This window comes from uncultured Winogradskyella sp., from assembly GCF_963975125.1.
Taxonomy (GTDB): Bacteria; Bacteroidota; Bacteroidia; order Flavobacteriales; family Flavobacteriaceae; genus Winogradskyella.
The window spans coordinates 1-21,557 of sequence record NZ_CAXBGB010000014.1 but is presented as its reverse complement, the minus strand read 5'-3'; the positions used below and the strand labels follow the sequence as shown (position 1 = coordinate 21,557).

Annotated in this window: 15 protein-coding genes and 2 tRNA genes; 3 read left to right on the top strand and 14 right to left on the bottom strand. The window is 33.3% G+C overall.

Annotated features, from left to right (window positions below; all coding sequences use genetic code 11):
• Positions 1–3: 3 nt before the first annotated feature.
• From pdhA to porU, 4 genes are all read right to left on the bottom strand, one after another.
• Positions 4–1,005 (bottom strand): pyruvate dehydrogenase (acetyl-transferring) E1 component subunit alpha, encoded by a 1,002-nt coding sequence (pdhA, locus tag AAC053_RS03620; RefSeq protein WP_339752908.1) that lies wholly within the window; start codon positions 1,003–1,005, stop codon positions 4–6.
• Positions 1,006–1,179: 174 nt separating this feature from the next.
• Positions 1,180–1,662 (bottom strand): cytidine deaminase, encoded by a 483-nt coding sequence (cdd, locus tag AAC053_RS03615; RefSeq protein WP_339752906.1) that lies wholly within the window; start codon positions 1,660–1,662, stop codon positions 1,180–1,182.
• A gap of 80 nt (positions 1,663–1,742) precedes the next feature.
• Positions 1,743–2,960: a type IX secretion system outer membrane channel protein PorV gene (gene porV / locus AAC053_RS03610; RefSeq protein WP_339752903.1), complete on the bottom strand. Its 1,218-nt coding sequence runs from the start codon at positions 2,958–2,960 to the stop codon at positions 1,743–1,745.
• Between the two features lie 64 nt (positions 2,961–3,024).
• A complete protein-coding gene (gene porU, locus AAC053_RS03605) occupies positions 3,025–6,879 on the bottom strand; it encodes a type IX secretion system sortase PorU (protein WP_339752901.1) in 3,855 nt (1,284 codons plus the stop codon).
• 325 nt (positions 6,880–7,204) lie between these two features.
• Here porU and gldJ point away from each other — a divergent pair, with 325 nt between their 5' ends.
• Complete coding sequence (gene gldJ / locus AAC053_RS03600) at positions 7,205–8,884, top strand: gliding motility lipoprotein GldJ (RefSeq protein WP_339752899.1); 1,680 nt, start codon at positions 7,205–7,207, stop codon at positions 8,882–8,884.
• 65 nt (positions 8,885–8,949) lie between these two features.
• Positions 8,950–10,230: a UDP-N-acetylmuramoyl-tripeptide--D-alanyl-D-alanine ligase gene (gene murF, locus AAC053_RS03595; protein ID WP_339752896.1), complete on the top strand. Its 1,281-nt coding sequence runs from the start codon at positions 8,950–8,952 to the stop codon at positions 10,228–10,230.
• An 11-nt stretch (positions 10,231–10,241) separates the two neighbouring features.
• Here murF and AAC053_RS03590 read toward each other — a convergent pair.
• The 9 genes from AAC053_RS03590 to AAC053_RS03550 form a co-directional block, all read right to left on the bottom strand.
• Positions 10,242–10,316, bottom strand: a tRNA-Val gene (locus AAC053_RS03590).
• 212 nt (positions 10,317–10,528) lie between these two features.
• Positions 10,529–10,603: transfer RNA gene (locus AAC053_RS03585), tRNA-Val, on the bottom strand.
• Positions 10,604–10,666: 63 nt separating this feature from the next.
• Entirely contained in the window at positions 10,667–11,884 is a 1,218-nt protein-coding gene (locus AAC053_RS03580) for a folylpolyglutamate synthase/dihydrofolate synthase family protein (protein ID WP_339752894.1), read from the bottom strand.
• Between the two features lie 3 nt (positions 11,885–11,887).
• Positions 11,888–12,733, bottom strand: a complete 846-nt coding sequence (locus tag AAC053_RS03575; protein WP_339752892.1) for an energy transducer TonB — start codon at positions 12,731–12,733, stop codon at positions 11,888–11,890.
• 43 nt (positions 12,734–12,776) lie between these two features.
• Complete coding sequence (locus tag AAC053_RS03570; RefSeq protein ID WP_339752890.1) at positions 12,777–13,169, bottom strand: biopolymer transporter ExbD; 393 nt, start codon at positions 13,167–13,169, stop codon at positions 12,777–12,779.
• Position 13,170: 1 nt separating this feature from the next.
• Entirely contained in the window at positions 13,171–13,866 is a 696-nt protein-coding gene (locus AAC053_RS03565) for a MotA/TolQ/ExbB proton channel family protein (protein WP_339752888.1), read from the bottom strand.
• 63 nt (positions 13,867–13,929) lie between these two features.
• On the bottom strand, positions 13,930–15,321 hold the full coding sequence (gene nhaD / locus AAC053_RS03560; RefSeq protein ID WP_339752887.1) for a sodium:proton antiporter NhaD: 1,392 nt from the start codon (positions 15,319–15,321) through the stop codon (positions 13,930–13,932).
• Positions 15,322–15,333: 12 nt separating this feature from the next.
• Positions 15,334–16,560 carry a Glu/Leu/Phe/Val dehydrogenase dimerization domain-containing protein gene (locus tag AAC053_RS03555; protein WP_339752943.1) on the bottom strand — a complete coding sequence of 409 codons (1,227 nt, stop codon included), beginning with the start codon at positions 16,558–16,560 and terminating at the stop codon, positions 15,334–15,336.
• Between the two features lie 75 nt (positions 16,561–16,635).
• Entirely contained in the window at positions 16,636–17,703 is a 1,068-nt protein-coding gene (locus AAC053_RS03550; RefSeq protein WP_339752885.1) for an anhydro-N-acetylmuramic acid kinase, read from the bottom strand.
• A gap of 91 nt (positions 17,704–17,794) precedes the next feature.
• On the opposite strand from AAC053_RS03550, the gene AAC053_RS03545 reads away from it, so the two are divergent.
• Positions 17,795–18,937 (top strand): acyl-CoA dehydrogenase, encoded by a 1,143-nt coding sequence (locus tag AAC053_RS03545; RefSeq protein ID WP_339752884.1) that lies wholly within the window; start codon positions 17,795–17,797, stop codon positions 18,935–18,937.
• 55 nt (positions 18,938–18,992) lie between these two features.
• On the opposite strand, the gene AAC053_RS03540 is transcribed toward AAC053_RS03545, so the two are convergent.
• Positions 18,993–21,428, bottom strand: coding sequence for a helix-turn-helix domain-containing protein (locus AAC053_RS03540; RefSeq protein WP_339752881.1), 2,436 nt, complete (start codon positions 21,426–21,428; stop codon positions 18,993–18,995).
• Between the last annotated feature and the right edge of the window lie 129 nt (positions 21,429–21,557).

Below are 21,557 nucleotides of genomic sequence, written 5' to 3'. Positions count from 1 at the left end.
AGCTTACTTAATTTTATGATCTATAAATGGATAATCTTCTTGCTCGTATACTACATCATACATAACGTTCTTTTCTGGATATGGAGATTCTTCCGCGAATTTCTCACATTCTGCAACACCAGCTTTTACACGTTTATCAATTTCTTTAAGTTCTTCTTCAGTAGCATATTTATTTTCAAGAATAATGTCCTTTACTTGCGTAATAGGATCTATTTTCTTGTATTCTTCTACTTCGTATTTTGTTCTATAATGCTGTGCATCTGACATTGAATGCCCTCTGTAACGGTACGTTTTTACTTCTAAAAAAGATGGCCCACCTCCATTTCTTGCACGTGTTATGGCTTCATCAAATGCCTCTGCTACTTTAATAGGGTTCATTCCATCCACAGGACCAGATGGCATTTCATAGCCTCGACCTAGTTTCCAGATATCGGTATGATTTGCAGTACGCTCAACTGAAGTTCCCATAGCGTAACCGTTATTTTCACAAACAAATACAACTGGTAAATTCCAAAGCATAGCCAGATTAAAGGTTTCGTGCAAAGATCCTTGTCTTGCAGCACCGTCTCCAAAACAACATAAAGTCACTCCATCTACGCCATGATATTTATCACCAAATGCAATACCAGCTCCTAAAGGAATCTGACCACCTACAATACCATGACCTCCATAAAAACGATGCTCTTTAGAAAAAATGTGCATAGAACCACCAAGACCTTTTGATGTTCCTGTTGCTTTGCCATATAGTTCTGCCATCACACGTTTTGGATCAACGCCCATACCTATTGGCTGAACATGATTACGATAAGCTGTAATCATTTTGTCCTTAGTTAAATCCATGGCGTGTAAAGCACCAGCTAAAACCGCCTCTTGACCATTATATAAGTGAAGAAAACCTCTAACTTTTTGTTGAATGTAAACTGCTGCAAGCTTGTCTTCAAACTTTCTCCAGAAATACATATCCTCGTACCACTTTAGGTAAACTTCTTTAGTTATTTTTTGCATCTAATCAATCTGTTATTTTAAAAACAATACTTAAACTATGCTTTTCGCAAATTTTATAAAGTCTCAATCTAAAATCGAGGCAAGCGAATAACAAAAATAACACTTTAGAAAATAATGAAGAAACAGTATTTGGTAAAAAAACAACGGATAAATAAATTAACCACAACGAAAACGTTATAATACTGAGCTTTCAAAAAGTAGGGGTAATAAATTGGCCAAGGTATTTGATTTTACAACTTTCCCTTTAGCTCCCATAAAATAGATTTCAATCGGTTGTTCTTGTCTTATTTCGTATTCAGCTATAGCTTGCCGGCAAGCACCACATGGTGGGATTGGTTTATCTGTAACTTGATTTTGAGAGGATGCTGTTATTACCATTCTTTGAACTTTAGCACTTGGAAATCTAGCGCCAGCATAATAAATTGCTGTGCGTTCTGCGCATAAACCTGAAGGGAAACAAGCATTCTCTTGATTACTACCAATTACAACTTCATCATTGTCTAACAAAATTGCTGCTCCTACGTTAAATTTTGAATATGGTGCATAGGCATTGTTTCTAGCTTCTATTGCAGTGTCCATTAGGTTTTGAACAGGCTTTGGAAGCTCACTAATGTCGTTGTAGATCTCGAGTCTAGTTTCTAATTTAACCACCTTCATATATTATGCATTTACTTTAGACAAAAAAACTATTGCACTTTGTAAAAAGCAATAGTTTTTTTGTCTATTTATTTTTTATTCTAGTATTCATCATACTCACCATCACCAAAATTAAATGTTAGCGAAAAACGCAAGGTGTTTTCTAAAGGACTCTGCACCTTAGATGCTGAAAACAAATATGATAAATCGATATTAATCGTGGTGTACTTAAAGCCTGCACCCAAAGCAAAAAACTTACGCGCTCCTTTATCTTCTGCTTCATTAAAATAACCTGCTCTAAATGAAAAGTTATCTTGATATGTGTATTCTGCACCTAATGACCATGTAAATTCTCTTAATTCTTCACTAAAACCTCCTGGAGCATCTCCAAAAGATTGAAAAACACCGTTTAAGAAACTGACATCATTATCTTGACCTGCGGTAATAATTGTTGGTTCGTTAGGGTCTTGTGTGCCGTTTGGCTCAGTATCACCATCTTGTACTGTATCCACAAATCCTAATAATGGTGGAGTTGGTACTAAATATTTAGTTACTTCTGCTGTTATCCCTAGCTTACTATACTCATCAAAGATAAAATCGAAACCAGCACCTAATCTTAAATTCGTTGGCTGAAAGACTTCTCTACCTCCATCATCATATTTAAACCTTGGCCCTAAATTTTGGATAGCAAAACCTGCTCTCCAACGCCCATTGAAATCATTATAAGCTTCTTCTTCGCTTTGATAATACCCAGTAATATCAGCGCCAAAAGTACTTCCTGGATTTGCATTAGGGTCTATAGTATCAATTCTTAAAGCAGATCTCATATAACGCATTGCTACAGCCATTGCGAATTGATCACTTAATCTTAAAGTGTATGCGGCATCAACTGCGAACTCATTTGGCTTAACAGCTACACCAGGATCATTAGCGTCTTGGGTTAATACAATTTCACCTAAAGAAAAATATTTAAAACCTACCGAAAAAGCACTATACTCATTTATTCTATTAAAATAAGTAACGTAACTTAATGAGATATCATTAACCAATCTCGTTAAATAAGGTGTGTAACTTAAACTTATGCCAGATTTAGTCTCTGAAAAGGCATATTTAGCAGGGTTGTATTGTTGTGAAAACCCATCAACAGAGGTAGCCACTCCCATATCTCCTAGAGAAGCGGATCTTGCGTCTGGTGCTATAAGCATAAAAGGTAAACCGGTTGTTATTACAGTGGATTGGTCTGGGAATGTAATAGTTTCTTGACCAAAAGTTAGGTTTAATGTTGCAAAAGCGATAAGGGTTATTGCGTATTTCTTCATGTTCATTTTTGAGTTATTAATGCTAATGCATTAGCATTAATTCATTAGCAAATATAATTTTTTATTATAGTATAACAAGTTTTTGAATCTTTTCAACTTGTTTATTTAAACGGTTAGATCTTACTTTTAGTTTATATACATAGACTCCTTTTCCTATTTTATCTCCAAAATCATCTCTTCCATCCCACATAATATCTTTAGACAGAGAACTTACAGATTTACTTCCACCTGTGGTTTGGCCATTTAAAGTTCTAATTAATTTACCAGAAACCGTAAATATTTGTACTGATACATCTAAAGGTTCTACACTATTGTGATTGAACCAAAATTCGGTATAACTCACAAAAGGGTTTGGATAATTTAAAACGTTATTTATAACTAACTCCTCATCTTTATCAAACACCATAAACTGAATTTCTGCGGTTGAAGAATTATTATAAACATCCCAAGCTTTTAAAGTGAGTGTGTGTAAACCAGGCTCTAAATCTCTAAAAGGATAAGATACTGTTCCATTAGTATAGTCATCTACATTGGCTTGGTAATAATTATTTAATACAATTGGGTTGGTCTCGTCACCATCTAAAATGGAGGTAATATCATGACCAATACCACTTGCTGTATTTATACCATTTTCATCTTGAAGCTTTGCCAATAAGTTGGGTGCCTCATTTGTAATTCCTCCTGAAACAAAGTTCTCGTCATTCATAAATAAATTGATGACTGGCCCAATATTATCCACTGGTGCATTTTCATTAATACTTCCAATTTCAATATCAAAATTAGCTCCAGCTTGGTCTGAAAGAGGATTACTTGTTTGTGAATAAAAACTAACTTTGCCATTGCCAACGGGAATACCAATATCTCTTGGTACAATAAAGTCGAATTCAAACTGTCCATTCTCTACACTTGCTTGTCCTTTAAAAACTACTTCACCTAATGTGGTAAAGTCAAAAATTATTGGACCATTATTATCTGTAACACCATCATTAGCTAAGGTTTGTCTATCTATTTGTTTATCAAAAACAGTAGCCGTTAGTGTACCATTATAATTTGATAATAGATTACCGTTGACATCTACAACTTCACCAGCCATCTTTGTGTAACTTAGAGCCTTTAGCGTGTCAATAGGCTGTGTAATATCTACATCGTTAACTTTAGTTAATTTAATATCTGGTTTTGGAAATGCCAGTTTCATTGCAGGATCGCCTATCAGAAATATTAATCGTTTCTGTGTAATCCCAGCAATACTATTGTCTATTTTTGTTCTTCTTAATACTTCAGCTACCGAAGGGTATTCATTGTTGTTAAAAGCAAATAAATAATCATTAAACACTTCATTATAAGACACTCCAACAGTAACAAAAATTTGACGTGTTGATGTAACAAGCCCTGTTGCACCACCATTTTTATTCCAAAAAGTAAACTCACCAGCAGTGTCTCTATTTGGGTCGTCAAACTTAGTATATTCACAAGTTATTGTTACAAATAAATTGAATTTGCAGATATTATTAACATCTTGTGCATCAAATTTATCGAAAATACGCTCCTTTGCTAAACCATCCTCACCACCATGCCCAAAATAATTAACCACTAAAGCCCCTACTTCAATAGCGTCTTTAATTGCCTTGTTTACCTTAGGGTAACGATTACCTGCAGCAGAAGATTCTTGTTCAAAAGCATCGGCATGAATTTTTATAACATTCATAAAAGGATTTTCCGCTTTTATTTCCTCTCCAATGCCATCGGTTGTTTCTTGCAGAATTCTTTCCCATTGCGCATCGACATCATCAGAAATAAGCAATACATTATTTCTCCAACTACCATAAGCTTCTGGTTGGTAATATGCATTAATTTTATCTACCATTTCCTTGGCACGTTGTCCATCTTCTGCCAATATTCTGCCAATAGCAACATCCATTCGGTCACCGTTGTTCATAGAACCTTCATCTTCATCGAGCATAGCATAAAAATCATCTGAAACCAATGAACTTGTTAGGCTAAAACTGCTTGTAGAATACCAAGAAGGAACTAAGTTTGTATTATTACGCACTCTATCTTTATAATCGTAAGAGCCATCACCAAAAAGACAAACATATTTCAATCTTTTACTTGGTGTGCTGGCATTATCGTAAACGTACTTAATAAAATTTCTTAGAGCAGCAATATCTTGACTTCCAGTACTAAATTCATTATATATCGTTTGTAAATCAACGACTTTTACATTTAAATTATACTGATTTCTATTGACTTGAGCTAAACGTTCTGCTTGTGACAAAAACTGCGTTGGTGACAAAATAATATAATCAATATCTTCAAATTCTCCTTGAGTATTATTAAAGATGGTACCTTTTAAATTTTGATTAGCAACTGTTGATCTCGCATCTTTTATAGGTTGTAAAAAACTTGAATTAGAAAACGCCAAATACGTTCTTTGCTCACCCGACTGTGCTTTAAAATCTATTGAACTTTCATTCGTTGAATTTATAGTATTACTTATGTTAAAGCGATCTGTAATATCCCATATTTCAACTAATCCAGAGGTGTTGGATAGGTTGTATTCTGCAATTCCTGGAGTGGTGAGGACCTCTTTATTTTTAAAAACTAATTGACCTCCTTCATAAATTAAATTTCTTGTAGCCTCAATATTAATGTAGTCTAAAAACGCATTAGCTGAAGGATTGCCATTGTTGTTATAATCAAATGCTACTGTAATTGCATCGGAAGTAATATTTTGTTCATTTGTATATGTTCGTTCAGTTCCCAAAACTGTACCTGGAGTGATTATCCCTAATCCCAAATTTGAAACTTCATTACCATTTATAGTAATTCTCATCGTTGTTGAGACTTCAGAAACAGAACCAACAACAATTTTAAAATCTACAGGAATATCAGTTACTAGGTTTGGGAAATTAAAATCATAAGAGCGTTGGTTTTCAATATCAAAATCATCCCCAAACCATTTACGACCTAGTTTTGCCAGATTATACTCGTCAACTTCATAAAACTGATAATCTTGAAAGGTATCAATTTGAATATCTGCAGCAGCTGTAATTGTTGGCATAGCTTGAATACGCTTTCCATTTCCTGAACTTATATTAACATAGTAATAGGTTTTATCTGTATATAAATTTATATTGGTGCTACTTTCTTCACTATAGGTTGTAGGTCCTTCACCATAAAACAGTATATAGTCGCTATTATCAAAACTACCATCTTCTTCACCAACAAATTTCACTGCATTTTCAACAACATCAAAAGGATAATTTTCAGAATTTAATAATGGCAACATTCTTCCTCCATTACCATAAATTTTAATGGCTCTAGGATCAACAGAATTAGTATTAATCCCTAAACTCGCTAAGAAGCTCTTTGTTAGCTTAAAAACACCAGTTTTGTCAATATAAAAACGATACCATTGACCTGTGTTTAAAACTGAATTTGTAATGTTATTTACACCTCTTGCGCTCGATCCAGAACGATTAGCTGAAGTATTGTATTGAATAGTAAAAGATGTTATTCTTTTATACAACCCTCTATCATTAACAATGGGACTTAGTTCAAAATAGTGAGCACGTTTCCCTCTAGCATTAGTATTAAAAAAACTATACTTAGGACTTACTGGAATAAGTTCTAGGTTTAAATTCTTTAATTCAGCTAACGAAATTACCTCATAAACAACGTTATTTAATGTAACAGAGTTTTCATTAATTGCACTTCCATTACTGTCCCATTGTGCAAAATAAACTAAACCGTTTGCATCATCATAGTTGAAATGTTTTGAATCAAAACTGGGAACTTGTATTTTTCCATATTCAGTCTCAAGTGTTTTTACACCATTCCATTGTATATTAAATTGCTTTTGCTGTCCAAAACATAGCATAGTAAAAACAAGAAAAAAGAATGTATAGCAATTTTTCATTAATCTATTATAGGTTTAAAGTCATAAATAATCTGTAAAAAATATCATTATACTGACAATTATAAATATTTACAGTAAAATAACGCCTGCAAAAGCGTGTTATTATGACCTTTCAATTTTTATTTCAAAAATACAACAATAATTTATTTCTATACTCGTTATTAAAAGAGCAAAATACACCGATAAACTGAACAGAAATCCGTTGTCGTGTTCAAAAAAAAGGATGAAATGCATATTTTTTTGAATTTTGGCACAAAAAAAAGTTGTTAGTTTACCTTTAATTGTTATATTGCGGGTCTAAAATTTAACGAGCTTACTTAAACGTATGGATATGAAAAATGTCTCAAACCTAAAATTTTTAATTGCATTAACGCTTTGCGCTACAATTGTAAGCTGTAAACGTTCTTCTAACTCTGGCAATGTAGATAGTGCTACAGGCTGGAAAATCAATGATAAAAAAGGTGGTTTTCAGTACAATACACAATTTAAAGAACAAGAAACGCCTCCAGGAACTGCATTTATAGAAGGTGGAACCTTTACAATGGGTAAAGTACAAGATGACCCAATGCACGATTGGAATAACACTCCAACCCAACAACACATTCAGTCATTTTACATGGATGAAAACGAGGTAACAAACTTAAATTATCTTTATTACTTAGATTACCTTAAGAATGTATATCCTCCAGATGATCCAAATTATGCTTTAATTTATAAAGGAGCACTACCTGATACATTAGTATGGAGAAATCGTTTAGGTTATAACGAAATGATGACCGAAAACTATTTACGTCATCCTGGCTATGCAAATTACCCTGTTGTAGGAGTAAGTTGGATACAAGCCGTTGAATATGCAAATTGGAGATCTAACCGTGTGGCAGAATTAGCCTTACAAGAGACTGGATATATAAAGAGAGACGCTCAGTACACAGATTTAAATGCAGAAAGCACGTTCGATGTTGATACATACATTAATGCACCAACTCAAACTTATGGTGGTAATTCTGATGTGCTAGAAGGCGGTAAAAGAAGACAACAAACTGACGCAGATGGTAATCCAATTAATATTTATGCAAACAGAGAATCTGGTGCAATTACTGTAAAATATAGATTACCAACTGAAGCCGAGTGGGAATATGCTGCTTTAGGCATGAGTGAATTACGTAGTTATAATGTTTACAGAGGTCGTAAAAAATATCCTTGGGATGGTCAGTACACGAGATCTGGTAAGCGTGTAAATCGTGGAGATCAGATGGCTAACTTTAAGCAAGGTAAAGGGGATTATGGAGGTATTGCAGGTTGGTCTGACGATGGTGCTGATATTACTGCAGAGGTAAAAACATACCAACCAAATGATTATGGCTTATATGATATGGCTGGTAACGTTGCTGAATGGGTAGCTGATGTTTACAGACCTATTGTAGATGATGAGTTCAATGATTTTAACTACTACAGAGGGAATGTTTATACTAAAAACGCACTAAATGAAGATGGAACTGTAAAAATAGTTACGATTGATGAAATCGTGTATGACACTCTAAGTAATGGTAAAATTATCGCTAGAAATTTACCTGGTGAAATTGCAAAAATCGCTGTTGATGAAGAAGAAACTTATTTAAGAACAAACTTTGACAAAAGTGATAACAGAAACTTTAGAGATGGCGATAAGCGCTCGTCACGTTATTACAGAGAAGATTTTAATGAAGATTCTATAGCAGGAAATCAAACTGGCAAAATGTATAACTCACCACAACATAAAGTTGAAACTGATTCAACTGGAGGTGAAATGGTAAGAGAGTATGATAAATCTAACAGTAGAACCTCTTTAATTAATGACGAAGTAAGAGTTTACAAAGGTGGTTCTTGGAGAGATAGAGCGTATTGGATTGATCCTGCACAGCGTCGCTACTTCCCACAAGATATGGCAACTGATTATATTGGCTTTAGATGCGCAGTGTCTAGAGTGGGTTCTAAAACTCAAAATGGCGGAAAAAAACGTAATTAATAACGTTAGAATAATATTTAAAAAAGTCCTGATATGTTTATCAGGACTTTTTTATTTTTAAGGTTATGAAAATTGAATCATTATATAAAAAATTTAAAGAATGTTCTTCTGTATCTATAGATACAAGAAAACTGACTAGAGGATGTATGTACTTTGCATTGAAAGGTGAAAATTTTGATGGCAATAAATTTGTGTCTCAAGCCTTTGAAGGTGGCGCAAAATATTGTGTAGTAGATGATAAAAATGTTGAGTTTAATGAAAACTGTATATTGGTTGATGATGTCTTAACCTCATTACAGCTCTTAGCAACTTACCACAGAAACAGTATAGACATTCCTATAATATCTCTAACAGGAAGTAATGGCAAAACGACCACAAAAGAACTTATTTATTCCGTTTTGTCGTCTCAATACGAAGTAAAAGCAACAATAGGGAACTTAAATAATCATATTGGTGTCCCTTTAACACTACTTCGCTTTACTAAAAACATGGACTTTGGAATTGTAGAGATGGGTGCGAATCACCAGAAGGAAATAGAATTTCTCTCAAATATTGTACAACCAGATTATGGCTTAATTACAAACTTTGGCAAAGCTCATTTAGAAGGTTTCGGTGGTGTTAAAGGAGTTATTAAAGGCAAATCTGAATTATACAATTATATAAGAGCAAATAATAAAACTGCCTTAATAAACACTGACGACGAAAAACAGATTGAACAAATTGGTGATTACAAAAGCATAATTACTTTTGGTGTAGGTGCAAAAAACGATTGTATTGTAAAGTTTAAAAGCGCTAACCCACTTGTTTCATTAAGCTTTGATAATGTTGAAATAAATAGTCAGCTCATTGGAGATTATAATTATGGTAATATCGCCATAGCTGTGGCTTTAGGAAAACACTTCAACGTTTCAACTAAGAACATTAAGGAAGCAATTGAAAACTATCAACCAGACAATAATCGTTCTGAAATTATTAAAAAAGGGACTAACAAGATTATTCTAGATGCTTATAACGCTAATCCAACAAGTATGTTAGCTGCTCTTAAAAACTTAAAGCAGCTAGACTCTAAAAACAAGTACTTGTTTCTAGGTGACATGTTTGAATTAGGTGATGAAGCAGAAAAAGAGCATCAGGCTATTACAGATTTTGTCAAAGACAATTTTGATAATAATATTTTCTTGATAGGTGAGAATTTCTTTAGATGCAAAACTGACGAATATGCTCTAAAATTTAAAAAATTTGAAGATTTAAAGCTCTTGCTCAAAACACTAAAGTTAGATAATTCCACAATACTAATCAAAGGATCTAGAGGTATGGCTTTGGAGCGTATACTAGATTCAATTTAGAAAGAAAATTGTGGGTCATGCCAGATTCGAACTGGCGACTTCTACCCTGTCAAGGTAACACTCTAAACCAACTGAGTTAATGACCCATTAGTTCTCAAAAATAAGATTTCTCGTTTTAAATTTTAAAACAAATGGGATTTAATATCCTTATCCGAAACCGCTTCTGCAAATAGAATCCCGAATCGCTTTGGCGATTCTTGGGATTTTTGCTTTCAAAAAGAACTTCAAGTCATTGGCTTGGTCCTTTTCGAAAACAAAAATTCCGATTTGCAGATGCAAATCGGGATTTTATTTGATGTGGGCGACAAGGGATTCGAACCCCTGACCCCTTGGGTGTAAACCAAGTGCTCTGAACCAACTGAGCTAGTCGCCCTATTTATAAGGACTGCAAATATAGACTAGTTTTTAAAATTTCAAAAGGTTTTTTAAAAAAAAATTAAATTATTTCAGCGACCACAAAAGTACTGCCACCTACATAAATTAAATCATTTTTCCTAGCTTCTGATTTTGCACTATTAAAGGCTTCATTAACACTTGTAAAGGAGCTGCCTTTTAATTGATTTTTAGCAAATATACTTTGTAATTTTTTTGCATCTAATCCACGTTGTACATCTGGTTTACAGAAATAATAGATTGCTTTTTTTGGGAGTAACGGAATTAATGAATCTAAATCTTTATCATTAACAACACCAAAAACAATATGAAGTTTTTCAAATACTTCCGATTTTAATTGTTGCATTACATAAGACAATCCTTCTTTATTGTGTGCTGTATCACATACAATCTTTGGCTCTGTTTCTAATACTTGCCAACGCCCTTGCATGTTTGTATTTTCTACAACATTTAGAAGTCCTTTTTTTAATTGGGTTTGAGAGATTTTAAATCCTGAATTTCTTAAAACTTCAACTGACTTCAACATTGTTTTTATATTATGTATTTGATAAGATCCTTTTAAATCACTTTCAAAAACTACATCTATAGATTGGTCTGCAAAGTAAATTTCTGAATTAGTTTCTTTAACTTTTGATATAAAAACATTTTGAGTTTCTGGATGTGTTTCACCAATAACAATAGGTACCTTAGGTTTTATTATACCTGCTTTTTCACTTGCTATTTTCTCAAGAGTATCACCCAATATTTGTACATGATCTAATCCTATGTTGGTAATTACAGATAATTCTGGCGTAATTATGTTTGTTGAATCTAATCTCCCTCCTAATCCAACTTCAATTACAGCAATATCAACATTTTGTTTCGCAAAATAATCGAACGCCATACCAACAGTCATTTCAAAAAAAGATAACTCGTTTACTTCTAAAAATGCTTTGTATCGTTTTATAAAACCAATAACAAATTGTTTACTTACGACTTTACCGTTTATTCTAATACGCTCTCTAAAATCTTTTAAATGTGGAGAAGTGTACAATCCAACTTTATAACCTGCCTCTTGTAGCACAGAAGCTAACATGTGGCTTGTAGAACCTTTACCATTAGTGCCAGCAACATGAATAGATTTAAATCGCTCATGTGGCTTTCTTAAGTGTTTGGAAAGCTTTAAAGTATTAGATAAATCTTTTTTAAAGGCAGATTTCCCTTTATTCTGATACATTGGTAATTGTTGGAACATCCAACTTACAGTATCTTGATAATTCATGAGTTATTGACCTACATCAAAATTAATACTTACGAATCCTACTTGTTCTGTAGGTGCCTCTGGATTCGCAGGCCATTTAAAAGTAAAGGCCGTTTTTTTAGCAGCTTCAAATAAACAACTCGTACCAGTAGTGCCTTTTTTTCCAGGTATAGCTTTTACTACTTTACCTTGCCTATTTACTCTTACTTCTACTACAACTAAACCTGTCTCTTGACAATCAGGTAAAACTTTACCATTAGTTGGTCTACCTCTTCCGTTTAGTCCAGAACCAACTCCACCTTTCCCTGGTCCAGAGCCACCAAAATAACTCGGAGCATAAGGATCACCATCTAACTGACCTTTATTTCCACCTTGATCATCTGGTCCTTCTCCTCCATCATCGTTTCCGTTAGAGTTCTTTACACCACCTATAAGGTTATCTAGTTTTTTCTTTTTCTCTTCTTCTTCTCTTCGTATCTTTTCTTCATCTTCACGTTTTTGACGTTCAATACGCTCAGCTTCTGCCTTCGCTTTAGCTTCAGCTTCCTTTTGCTTTTTAATAGCAATAGCCTCTGCATTTTCTTCTGTCATTACTTCCTCAGCCTTTGTTGTTGTCTCGGTTGGTTCAACCTTTGATTCTTCAGGCTGAGATTCTTCAACAACTTTTTCTTCGACAGCCTTTCGTGGTTCACTTAATGGCTTGTTACCATTTCCAAAATCGGTAGTTCCAAAGTTAACAGCTACACCATATTCTTCTGGTGGATCTAAATATTGAGGACCAACAACAAATAATAGCAACAGCAAAATTAAGGCAATAAGTGCCGTGATTCTTGCAGAATTACGTTCGTGTTTGGTTTCTAAATATTTCACTCTGTTATACTTTAGTTTGTATAGTTGCCAAAAACAATGCCGTTTAGTTGGGCTGAACTGCTAATATAACTTTGAATTTATTTCGATTAGCAATATCCATAACCCTCACAACATTTTCAACAGGAACAGATTTCTCTGCTCTCAAAACAATTGTTGGAGATTTCTGTGAAGACATTATAGATATCAATTGACTTTCTAAAACGCTTTCGCCTACACGTTTCTGATCAATATAATAGGTCAAATCTTTTTTAATACTTACCGCTGTCGATTTTTTGTTCTCAGTCTTCCCACTTGCTTTTGGTAAAATAATATCAATCGCATTTGTAGTAACTAAGGTTGACGCAATCATAAAAAAGATTAATAACAAGAATACAATATCCGTCATCGACGCCATATTAAACTCTGGTGTTACTTTATTTCGTCCTCTAATGTTCATCTTAGATAGGTTCGTTTAGGTGATCTAAAAATTCAACCGAATTAGCCTCCATTTGGTAAACCACTTTATTGGTTTTTACTACAACATGATTATAAGCTACATAAGCTATTATACCAACTATAAGACCACCAACTGTTGTGGTCATCGCTGTATATAATCCACTGGCTAATACATCCATTTGAATGGTTCCGCCTGCATTGGCTAGTTCAAAAATTGAGATAATCATACCAACTACGGTTCCTAAGAATCCTATCATTGGTGCTACACCCGAAATTGTTGCTAAAACACTTACATTTTTTTCTAAACTATAAACTTCTAATTTACCAGCGTTCTCAATCGCCGTATTAATATCTTCTAGAGGTTTACCAATTCTTGTAATTCCTTTACTTATTAATCTTGAAACTGGCGAATTTACTTGAGCACATAACATCTGAGCAGAGTCTATCTTACCATTACTTACATGGTCTTTAATCTGATTCATAAAATTTGAATCGACTCTTGACGCTGCTTTAATAGCAAAAATACGTTCAAAATATATATAGGTTGCTACAATTAAAAGAAGGAAAAGAATAAGAATGATTACCATTCCTGAAGTTCCACCACTTGTGATTAATTCTATTATGGATAAGGTTTTTTCAACTGATTTTCCATCAGTTAAAACTTCGGCTCCATCTTGAATATTACTTAGTAATATCATACGATAAGGTTTAAATTTTAAAGTTCTTGTAAAATATAACGTTAAGTTTTTTACTTAAGTATATTAGAATATTGCTCTTGTTACCATAAACGCGGCTGCACCAGCTATGAAACCAATTAATGCCAACCATGATATCTTTTTTAAATACCAGAAAAAATCTATTTTTTCCATTCCCATAGCAACTACTCCAGCTGCAGAACCGATAATTAACATACTACCTCCTGTACCTGCTGAATAAGCAATAAAATGCCATAACTCATTATCTAATGGCTCAGAGAACATCCCTAAACTAGCTGCTACTAAAGGCACATTATCAATTACCGCAGAACCAACTCCTAGTAATAAAACCACTAAATCCGACACGCCTTCACCATTTATTTCAGTACCCAACATTGGCATCGTTTCTTGAAGTGAACCTGCAAAACCAAAAAGTATTCCTAGCGATTCTAAAGCGGCAACAGCCATTAAAATACCTAAGAAAAATAATATGCTTGGCAATTCAATTTTAGATAACGAAGAATGTACAGGACTATGGCTAGAATGCTCTTGATGCTCATCTGAAACCACTTGTGAAATTGCAAACTTTGAATTACTGTAAATCTCGGCAAATATTGCCACTACTCCCAAAGATAGCATCATCCCAACATATGGAGGTAAGTGTGTTATAACTTTAAAAACTGGCACAAAAATTATTGCTCCAAGTCCTAAAAATAACATAGTAGAACTGAACTTATTTTTAGGTTTATCATCCGCTTCATGAAGTTCTAATTCACCTTTAAATGGCTGTAGAAGTGATGCAACAAAAGTTGGTACAACCATACACAAGAGTGATGGAATAAATAAATACGAAATTAATTTCCCTGTAGAAACCTTATCACCAATCCAAAGCATAGTAGTGGTAACATCACCAATTGGAGACCATGCTCCGCCAGCATTGGCAGCTATAATAATTAATCCCGCATACCAAATTCTCACATTTCTATCTTTTACAATTTTTTGAAGTATTGATATTAATACAATTGTTGCTGTAAGGTTATCTATAATTGCAGATAGAACAAATGCTAATATTGAAAACATCCATAACAACTTCTTTCTACTATTAAAATTAACGGCATTTTTGATGGTTGAAAAACCGTCAAAATAATCTATAATTTCAACAATTGTCATAGCACCTAATAAGAACACTAGTATTTCAGCAGTTTTTCCTAAATGATGTAGTAAACTCTCTTCCATTAAGTGCATTTTTTCTTCATTAGAAAGTAGCCCGAAATCATCCATTAAGCTATGTTTAGCAGAATCGAACCATGTCGAAAAATCATCAATACCTAAAGAGATTAACGCCCAACTAATAGCCATCATCACTAAAGCAGGAATTAGCTTATCAATTTTAATATTGTGCTCTAAAGTAATGGCTAGATAACCAAAAACAAAAACGAGAATTATTACGGTTTCCATGATATGGGATATTTATATTAATTGTCTCAGTGCAATCTCAAATGCGGTTTCACTAATACCAATTTTGGTTGAATTATTTTTATGTACTTCTTGTAAAGCTTTTCTAATCACCATTGAGGTATCATTAAAAATAGCTTCATCTGTCATTTGTACTTTTCGCTCCATAAAATAAGCAAAAACTCTTGCCATACCACAGTTTGAGATAAAATCTGGTATTAGACTAACTTTTTGATCTGTATGCTCCATTATTGGCCCAAAGAATATTTCTTTATCAGCAAAAGGAACATTGGCACCACAAGATATGACCTCTAAACCAGTAGCTATCATTTGGTCAATTTGGTCTTTAGTTACTAATCTAGAAGCCGCACAGGGAGCAAAAATTTCAGTTTGCAACGACCATATTTGATTATTAATATCATCAAATGAAATAAGATTATCTGCTACCAAAGTATTTCCATTCTTGTTAAGATATAAATCGATAATCTCATTAAGAGAAAATCCTTCAACATTAATTAGTCCTCCAACTTTATCAATTATACCAACTACTCTAGCTCCCATCTGAGCAAAATAAAAGGCTGCTGCTGCACCTACATTTCCAAATCCCTGCACAACAACACGTTTTCCTTTTATAGAATCTTCGTTAATATCATATAAATGTTTGGCAGCAACGGCAACACCATAACCAGTAATCATATCTGCAACAGTATATTTCCTCGCAACTTCTGGAGAATATTTAAGGTTCTCAATTACTTTTATAACGCCATGTCTTAATTGTCCTATTCTATTAATCTTGTCAGCTTGCGTTGGTCTAAAATGGCCTTCAAAAACCCCTTCCTGTGGATGCCACACACCACTTTCTTCTGTGATAGGAATAACCTCATGGATCTCATCCACGTTTAAATCTCCACCAGTACCATAATAGCTTTTAAGCAATGGTGATACAGCAGCATACCAGCGTTCTAAAACGCCTTTTTTTCTCGGGTCTTGTGGGTCAAAATTAATACCTGATTTTGCACCTCCAATGGCAGGTCCAGAAACTGTGAACTTTACTTCCATGGTTTTAGCTAATGACAGTACTTCATTTCTATCTAAGCCTTTGCGCATGCGTGTTCCACCTCCTGCCGCACCACCTCTTATTGAGTTGATTACTGTCCAACCTTCTGCATCTGTTTCGGGATCATTCCAATGGAATACTATCTCTGGGGATTTATTTTCGTACTTCTGAAGTAACTCTTTTATCAATGTATGTTTGTTTAGTTAGTTATAGCAAATATAAAAAACTCTAAAGGCTAAAAAGTGAAATTTTTACTAATTTTATGTGTTCTGAATTAAAATTTTTCCAGAAGAATGATTATGAGATGCTCCTGTTACACTTTTTAAACAGTTTACTTCATTTCTAGCCTTTAAAACACCCAAAAAACCAAAAATTAACGCCTCTTTAAACTCAACTATTTCATTTTTTGGTATTATTATTCTGAGCTTTGAAAAGTTTTTTAATCTGTTAATAAAAAATTCATTATAGACACCACCACCTGTTACTAAGACTGCTTCACCTTCTTTTAATAAAGCTTTTGAAATTTGAAAAGCAACATGTTCAACAAAAGTTCTTAATATATCTTCTAATTTAAGTTTGAAAGAATCAATCAAAGGAAATATATTTAACCCTACCCATTCTAAACCCAAAGATTTTGGTGGCTGTTGGTTATAGAAATCAAGCTTGTTTAATTCAGAAAATAATTTTTGATTAACCTTTCCCATTGATGCTAATTGTCCTTTATCATCATAGTCTAAATTTAATTTCGAAACATAATGATTCAAAACAATATTAACAGGACAAATATCATAAGCAATTCTTTCTGCATTATATTCAAATGAAATATTTGCAAAACCACCTAAATTTAAACAATAATCATAATCTTGAAATAATAAACGATCACCAATTGGTACTAAAGGTGCTCCTTGCCCACCAAATTTAACATCTTGAATTCTAAAATCGCAAATTATTTTCTCATTTAATATATCAGCTAAAATCTGCTTATTTCCTATTTGATAAGTCAAACCATTTTCTGGCTGGTGTAGTGCAGTGTGACCATGTGAAGCGATGAAATCTATAGTCTCGATTTTGTGTTTTTTAATAAAATTTGAAATTACTGTTGTTAAATACTCGGAATAAGAATTGTCAATGTCTTGTAGTTCATTTATTGAGTTATTCACTAAATCTCCCAGTGTAGATTTCCAATTCTTAGAATATTTTACAGTTTCAAAATGATGAATTTTAAAACTCCAACCATTATTATACATGTATGTAGCAAAAATAATATCGATACCGTCTAAAGATGTTCCAGACATTACTGCAATAACCCTATAATTAGATTTTATCATATAAGTAAAAATAATATTACTTATTGAAAATACCGCAAGAAACTATTATCTTTGCATACATTTTTTATCAAATCAATAATTACAATATTTTATGGACTTTAGCTTAACAGAAGAACATTTAATGATTCGAGACGCAGCTCGAGATTTTGCACAAACCGAATTACTTCCTGGTGTTATAGAACGTGATAATGCTCAAACATTTCCAGATGAATTAGTCCGTAAAATGGGCGAACTAGGGTTTATGGGAATTATGGTGGATCCAAAATATGGAGGAAGTGGTATGGATGCTATTTCTTACGTATTAATTATGGAAGAACTTTCAAAAATTGATGCCTCAGCTTCTGTTATGGTTTCGGTAAACAATTCGTTAGTTTGTTATGGACTTGAAGCTTATGGAAACGAGGAGCAAAAACAAAAATATCTTACCAAATTAGCTACCGGAGAAAGCATTGGTGCATTTTGTTTAAGTGAGCCAGAAGCTGGTAGCGATGCAACATCGCAGAAAACGACAGCGATAGATATGGGCGACCATTATGTCATAAACGGAACAAAAAACTGGATTACTAACGGAGGTCGTTCAGATGTTTACTTAGTCATTGCGCAAACCCATAAAGAAAAAAAGCACAAGGGTATTAATGCTTTTATTGTTGAAAAAGGAACACCTGGTTTCGATATTGGACCTAAAGAAGACAAATTAGGAATTCGAGGAAGCGATACACACACGCTTCAATTTAATGATGTAAAAGTTCCAAAGGAAAATAGAATTGGTGAAGATGGATTCGGATTTAAATTCGCTATGAAAACGCTTTCTGGTGGACGTATAGGTATAGCAGCTCAGGCTCTAGGTATCGCTGCCGGAGCTTATGAATTAGCATTAAAATATTCTAAAGAGCGTAAAGCTTTTGGGACAGAAATTTGCAATCACCAAGCCATTGCTTTTAAATTGGCTGATATGCATACTGATATTGAAGCTGCAAGAATGTTAGTAATGAAAGCTGCTTGGGATAAAGACCAAGGCAACAATTACGATATGTCTAGTGCTATGGCAAAACTATACGCAAGTAAGGTTGCTATGGAGCACACTGTTGAAGCTGTGCAAATTCATGGCGGAAACGGATTTGTAAAAGAATACCATGTTGAGCGTTTAATGCGTGATGCAAAAATCACTCAAATTTATGAAGGGACTTCAGAAATTCAGAAAATAGTAATTTCAAGAGGAGTGATAAAAGGATGAGTTTTCAATAATCAATATATAGCAAAGGCTTCAGAATTTAATTTTGAGGTCTTTTTTAATTTGACAAATCCTGAAGAGTTATACGAATCTCACCATAAGAGTATTTATCATCTAACTGATGTTTTAAATCTGAAAGGTTTTCGAAAGTTTTAGTCGGAATAATTTTTTTTAATTCTGAATAATTTTTCTTAGATATTAAGTCTGTAATTTTAACTTCACCGGAAGAAATAAAATCAGCCAAATGCCCAAAGATGGTATTTGAATTTAATTCACGTTCTAAAGCTATTTGTTCAATAGATTTCCCCTCTTTAAACAATTCTAAAGATATTTTCTTAGTATTACCTTTTTGCTTTTTAGGCTTTAATTCTTCAAAAACAGAAATCGCATTCGAGGTTTCAATATCATTGTCTTCACAATACCGCTTAATAACTTGTAATATTTCTGAACCATACTTTTCAATCCGTGTTTTACCCATGCCATGAATTGTTTTTAATTCTTGCTTAGACGATGGTAATAATTCACACATAGCATATAATGATTTTTGTGTAAAAATTTGAAAGTGAACTAAATCTTCACGGTTCGCAATTTGATTTCTTAATTCTCTTAACAATTCAAAGAGTTCAACATTTGTTGTTCCATTAATAACTGCTTTACGTTGTTTATTTGTTTTCTCTTTTCCAAAGAAAACAGATTTTGCTCTTAATCCTAAAAATTTGTCTGTTTTGAAACCTTCTTTTAAACCTTCAAAATAGGATAGTTTGGTCTCTAGTATCTCTTCCAAAGTATTTAGTTGTTTCTCTATATCTTTTTGAATAGCTTTGTTGTCAGTAGAAAAACTAAGATTTTTTAATGATGTTTCTATGGTTGATTTTGTCTGTTCACTAAAATAGCTGACGGCTTTTGTAAACCGCTCTTGAAGCGCCTTATTAGCTTCAGGAATTTCCATATGGCCAACTAATGTTTGTAGCTGAGATTTGAAACTATTACAAACTTTAAGTAAGTTTGTTGTGCTCACTTTAATTTTATTCAGTGGCTCTTCAATAGAACCCTCTATACTTCCTCTGTTTTTATAATAAACCTCTAAAATTCGTCCAGCAGGATACAGAAATTTATAAAAATTAAAAATTTCTGAAATTAAATTAAGTTGAAATTCTCGTCTAGATTGTTGTAAAATATCTTCATTAGGTTGATTAGCTTCAGCATTTTTGTTAAAATCAATGACATGTCGATCATTTATAATTTGATTTGGCTCAATTTTACTTTTTAAAACTAAACCTTCTAAAGATTTACAACGACTTAGTGCAACATACGTTTGTCCATGGGCAAAGGCACCTTGGGCATCAATAATGGCTTTCTCAAAAGTTAACCCTTGACTTTTATGAATGGTAATAGACCAAGCTAAGCGTAACGGTATTTGAGAATAACTTCCAATTTTATCCTCAGAAATGGCTTTAGTCTCGGAATCTACCGTGTATTTTATATTCTCCCATGTCTCTAATTTTGTTACAATGTTAAAATCGTCATCTGGACAATTTACAATAACTTCATCTTTGTCTAGCAAAATTACCTTACCTATTTTACCATTAAAATACCGCTTCTCAGGAGAACTATCGTTCTTAATAAACATCACCTGAGCTCCAACTTTAAGTATTAACTCTTCATTATTTGGATATGAATTTTCTGGGAAATTTCCATCTATATTTGCTATATATATATGCTCCTTACCTTCTAATTTTTCTAGTTCTTGCTTATTAGATTGTCGAGACTTATTATTGTGTGTTGTCAATGAAATGTAGCCATCCTCTTTGTTTGGCTCAAAATCAGGAATATATCTTTTATTCAATTCATTTGCCGAAGTCTGGCTTAATTGGTTGTTTCTAATTTCATTAAGAATATCTATAAATAAAGGGTTCTTTTGCCTATAAATATACTTCAATTCTATCCTAATTGGATTACATTGTTGGTAAGACTGGCTACTAAAAAAAAAAGCATTCTCATAAAACGACCTTAATAACCTCCATTCGTGTTCTTTAATTACAGGAGATAATTGTTGAAGATCACCTATCATTAACAACTGAACTCCTCCAAAAACCAAATTTCTGTTCTTGAAACGTCTTAATGTTTTATCAATCCCATCTAGTAAATCAGCCCGAACCATACTTATCTCATCTATAACCAAAAGGTCTAGCGACTTAATAATATTTATTTTTGTTTTACTAAACTTCCTGTTAAGACCAGCTGAAGCATCTAAATCAGTATTAGGTAAAATAGGACCAAAAGGCATTTGAAAGAAAGAATGAATAGTTACACCTTTAGCATTGATAGCAGCAACACCAGTTGGTGCAACAATCACCATTCGCTTTTGAGATTGTGTTTTCAATTTATGCAAAAAAGTAGTTTTACCTGTTCCAGCTTTTCCTGTTAGAAAAATATTTCTACTGGTATTCGCTACAAAATTCCAAGTCAAATCGAGTTCTTTATTTACCTTCATAGATAGTATACAGATGAAACATGAAGATAATAAAATTGAATCATTTTAAGATGGAGTAAAAGTTATAAAAAGCAAAAAACCCTTTTCATATAATTATGAAAAGGGTTTCAAAAAAGGCGGTGACCTACT

Bases quoted from the DNA above. Each gene is read 5' to 3' on its own strand.
- gldJ (WP_339752899.1), top strand. From the start codon at position 7,205: ATGGATATGAAAAATGTCTCAAACCTAAAATTTTTAATTGCATTAACG.
- AAC053_RS03580 (WP_339752894.1), bottom strand. From the start codon at position 11,884: ATGAATTATCAAGATACTGTAAGTTGGATGTTCCAACAATTACCAATG.
- pdhA (WP_339752908.1), bottom strand. From the start codon at position 1,005: ATGCAAAAAATAACTAAAGAAGTTTACCTAAAGTGGTACGAGGATATG.
- nhaD (WP_339752887.1), bottom strand. From the start codon at position 15,321: ATGGAAACCGTAATAATTCTCGTTTTTGTTTTTGGTTATCTAGCCATT.
- porU (WP_339752901.1), bottom strand. From the start codon at position 6,879: ATGAAAAATTGCTATACATTCTTTTTTCTTGTTTTTACTATGCTATGT.
- murF (WP_339752896.1), top strand. From the start codon at position 8,950: ATGAAAATTGAATCATTATATAAAAAATTTAAAGAATGTTCTTCTGTA.
- AAC053_RS03550 (WP_339752885.1), bottom strand. From the start codon at position 17,703: ATGATAAAATCTAATTATAGGGTTATTGCAGTAATGTCTGGAACATCT.
- porV (WP_339752903.1), bottom strand. From the start codon at position 2,960: ATGAAGAAATACGCAATAACCCTTATCGCTTTTGCAACATTAAACCTA.
- AAC053_RS03570 (WP_339752890.1), bottom strand. From the start codon at position 13,169: ATGAACATTAGAGGACGAAATAAAGTAACACCAGAGTTTAATATGGCG.
- AAC053_RS03540 (WP_339752881.1), bottom strand. From the start codon at position 21,428: ATGAAGGTAAATAAAGAACTCGATTTGACTTGGAATTTTGTAGCGAAT.
- cdd (WP_339752906.1), bottom strand. From the start codon at position 1,662: ATGAAGGTGGTTAAATTAGAAACTAGACTCGAGATCTACAACGACATT.
- AAC053_RS03545 (WP_339752884.1), top strand. From the start codon at position 17,795: ATGGACTTTAGCTTAACAGAAGAACATTTAATGATTCGAGACGCAGCT.
- AAC053_RS03565 (WP_339752888.1), bottom strand. From the start codon at position 13,866: ATGATATTACTAAGTAATATTCAAGATGGAGCCGAAGTTTTAACTGAT.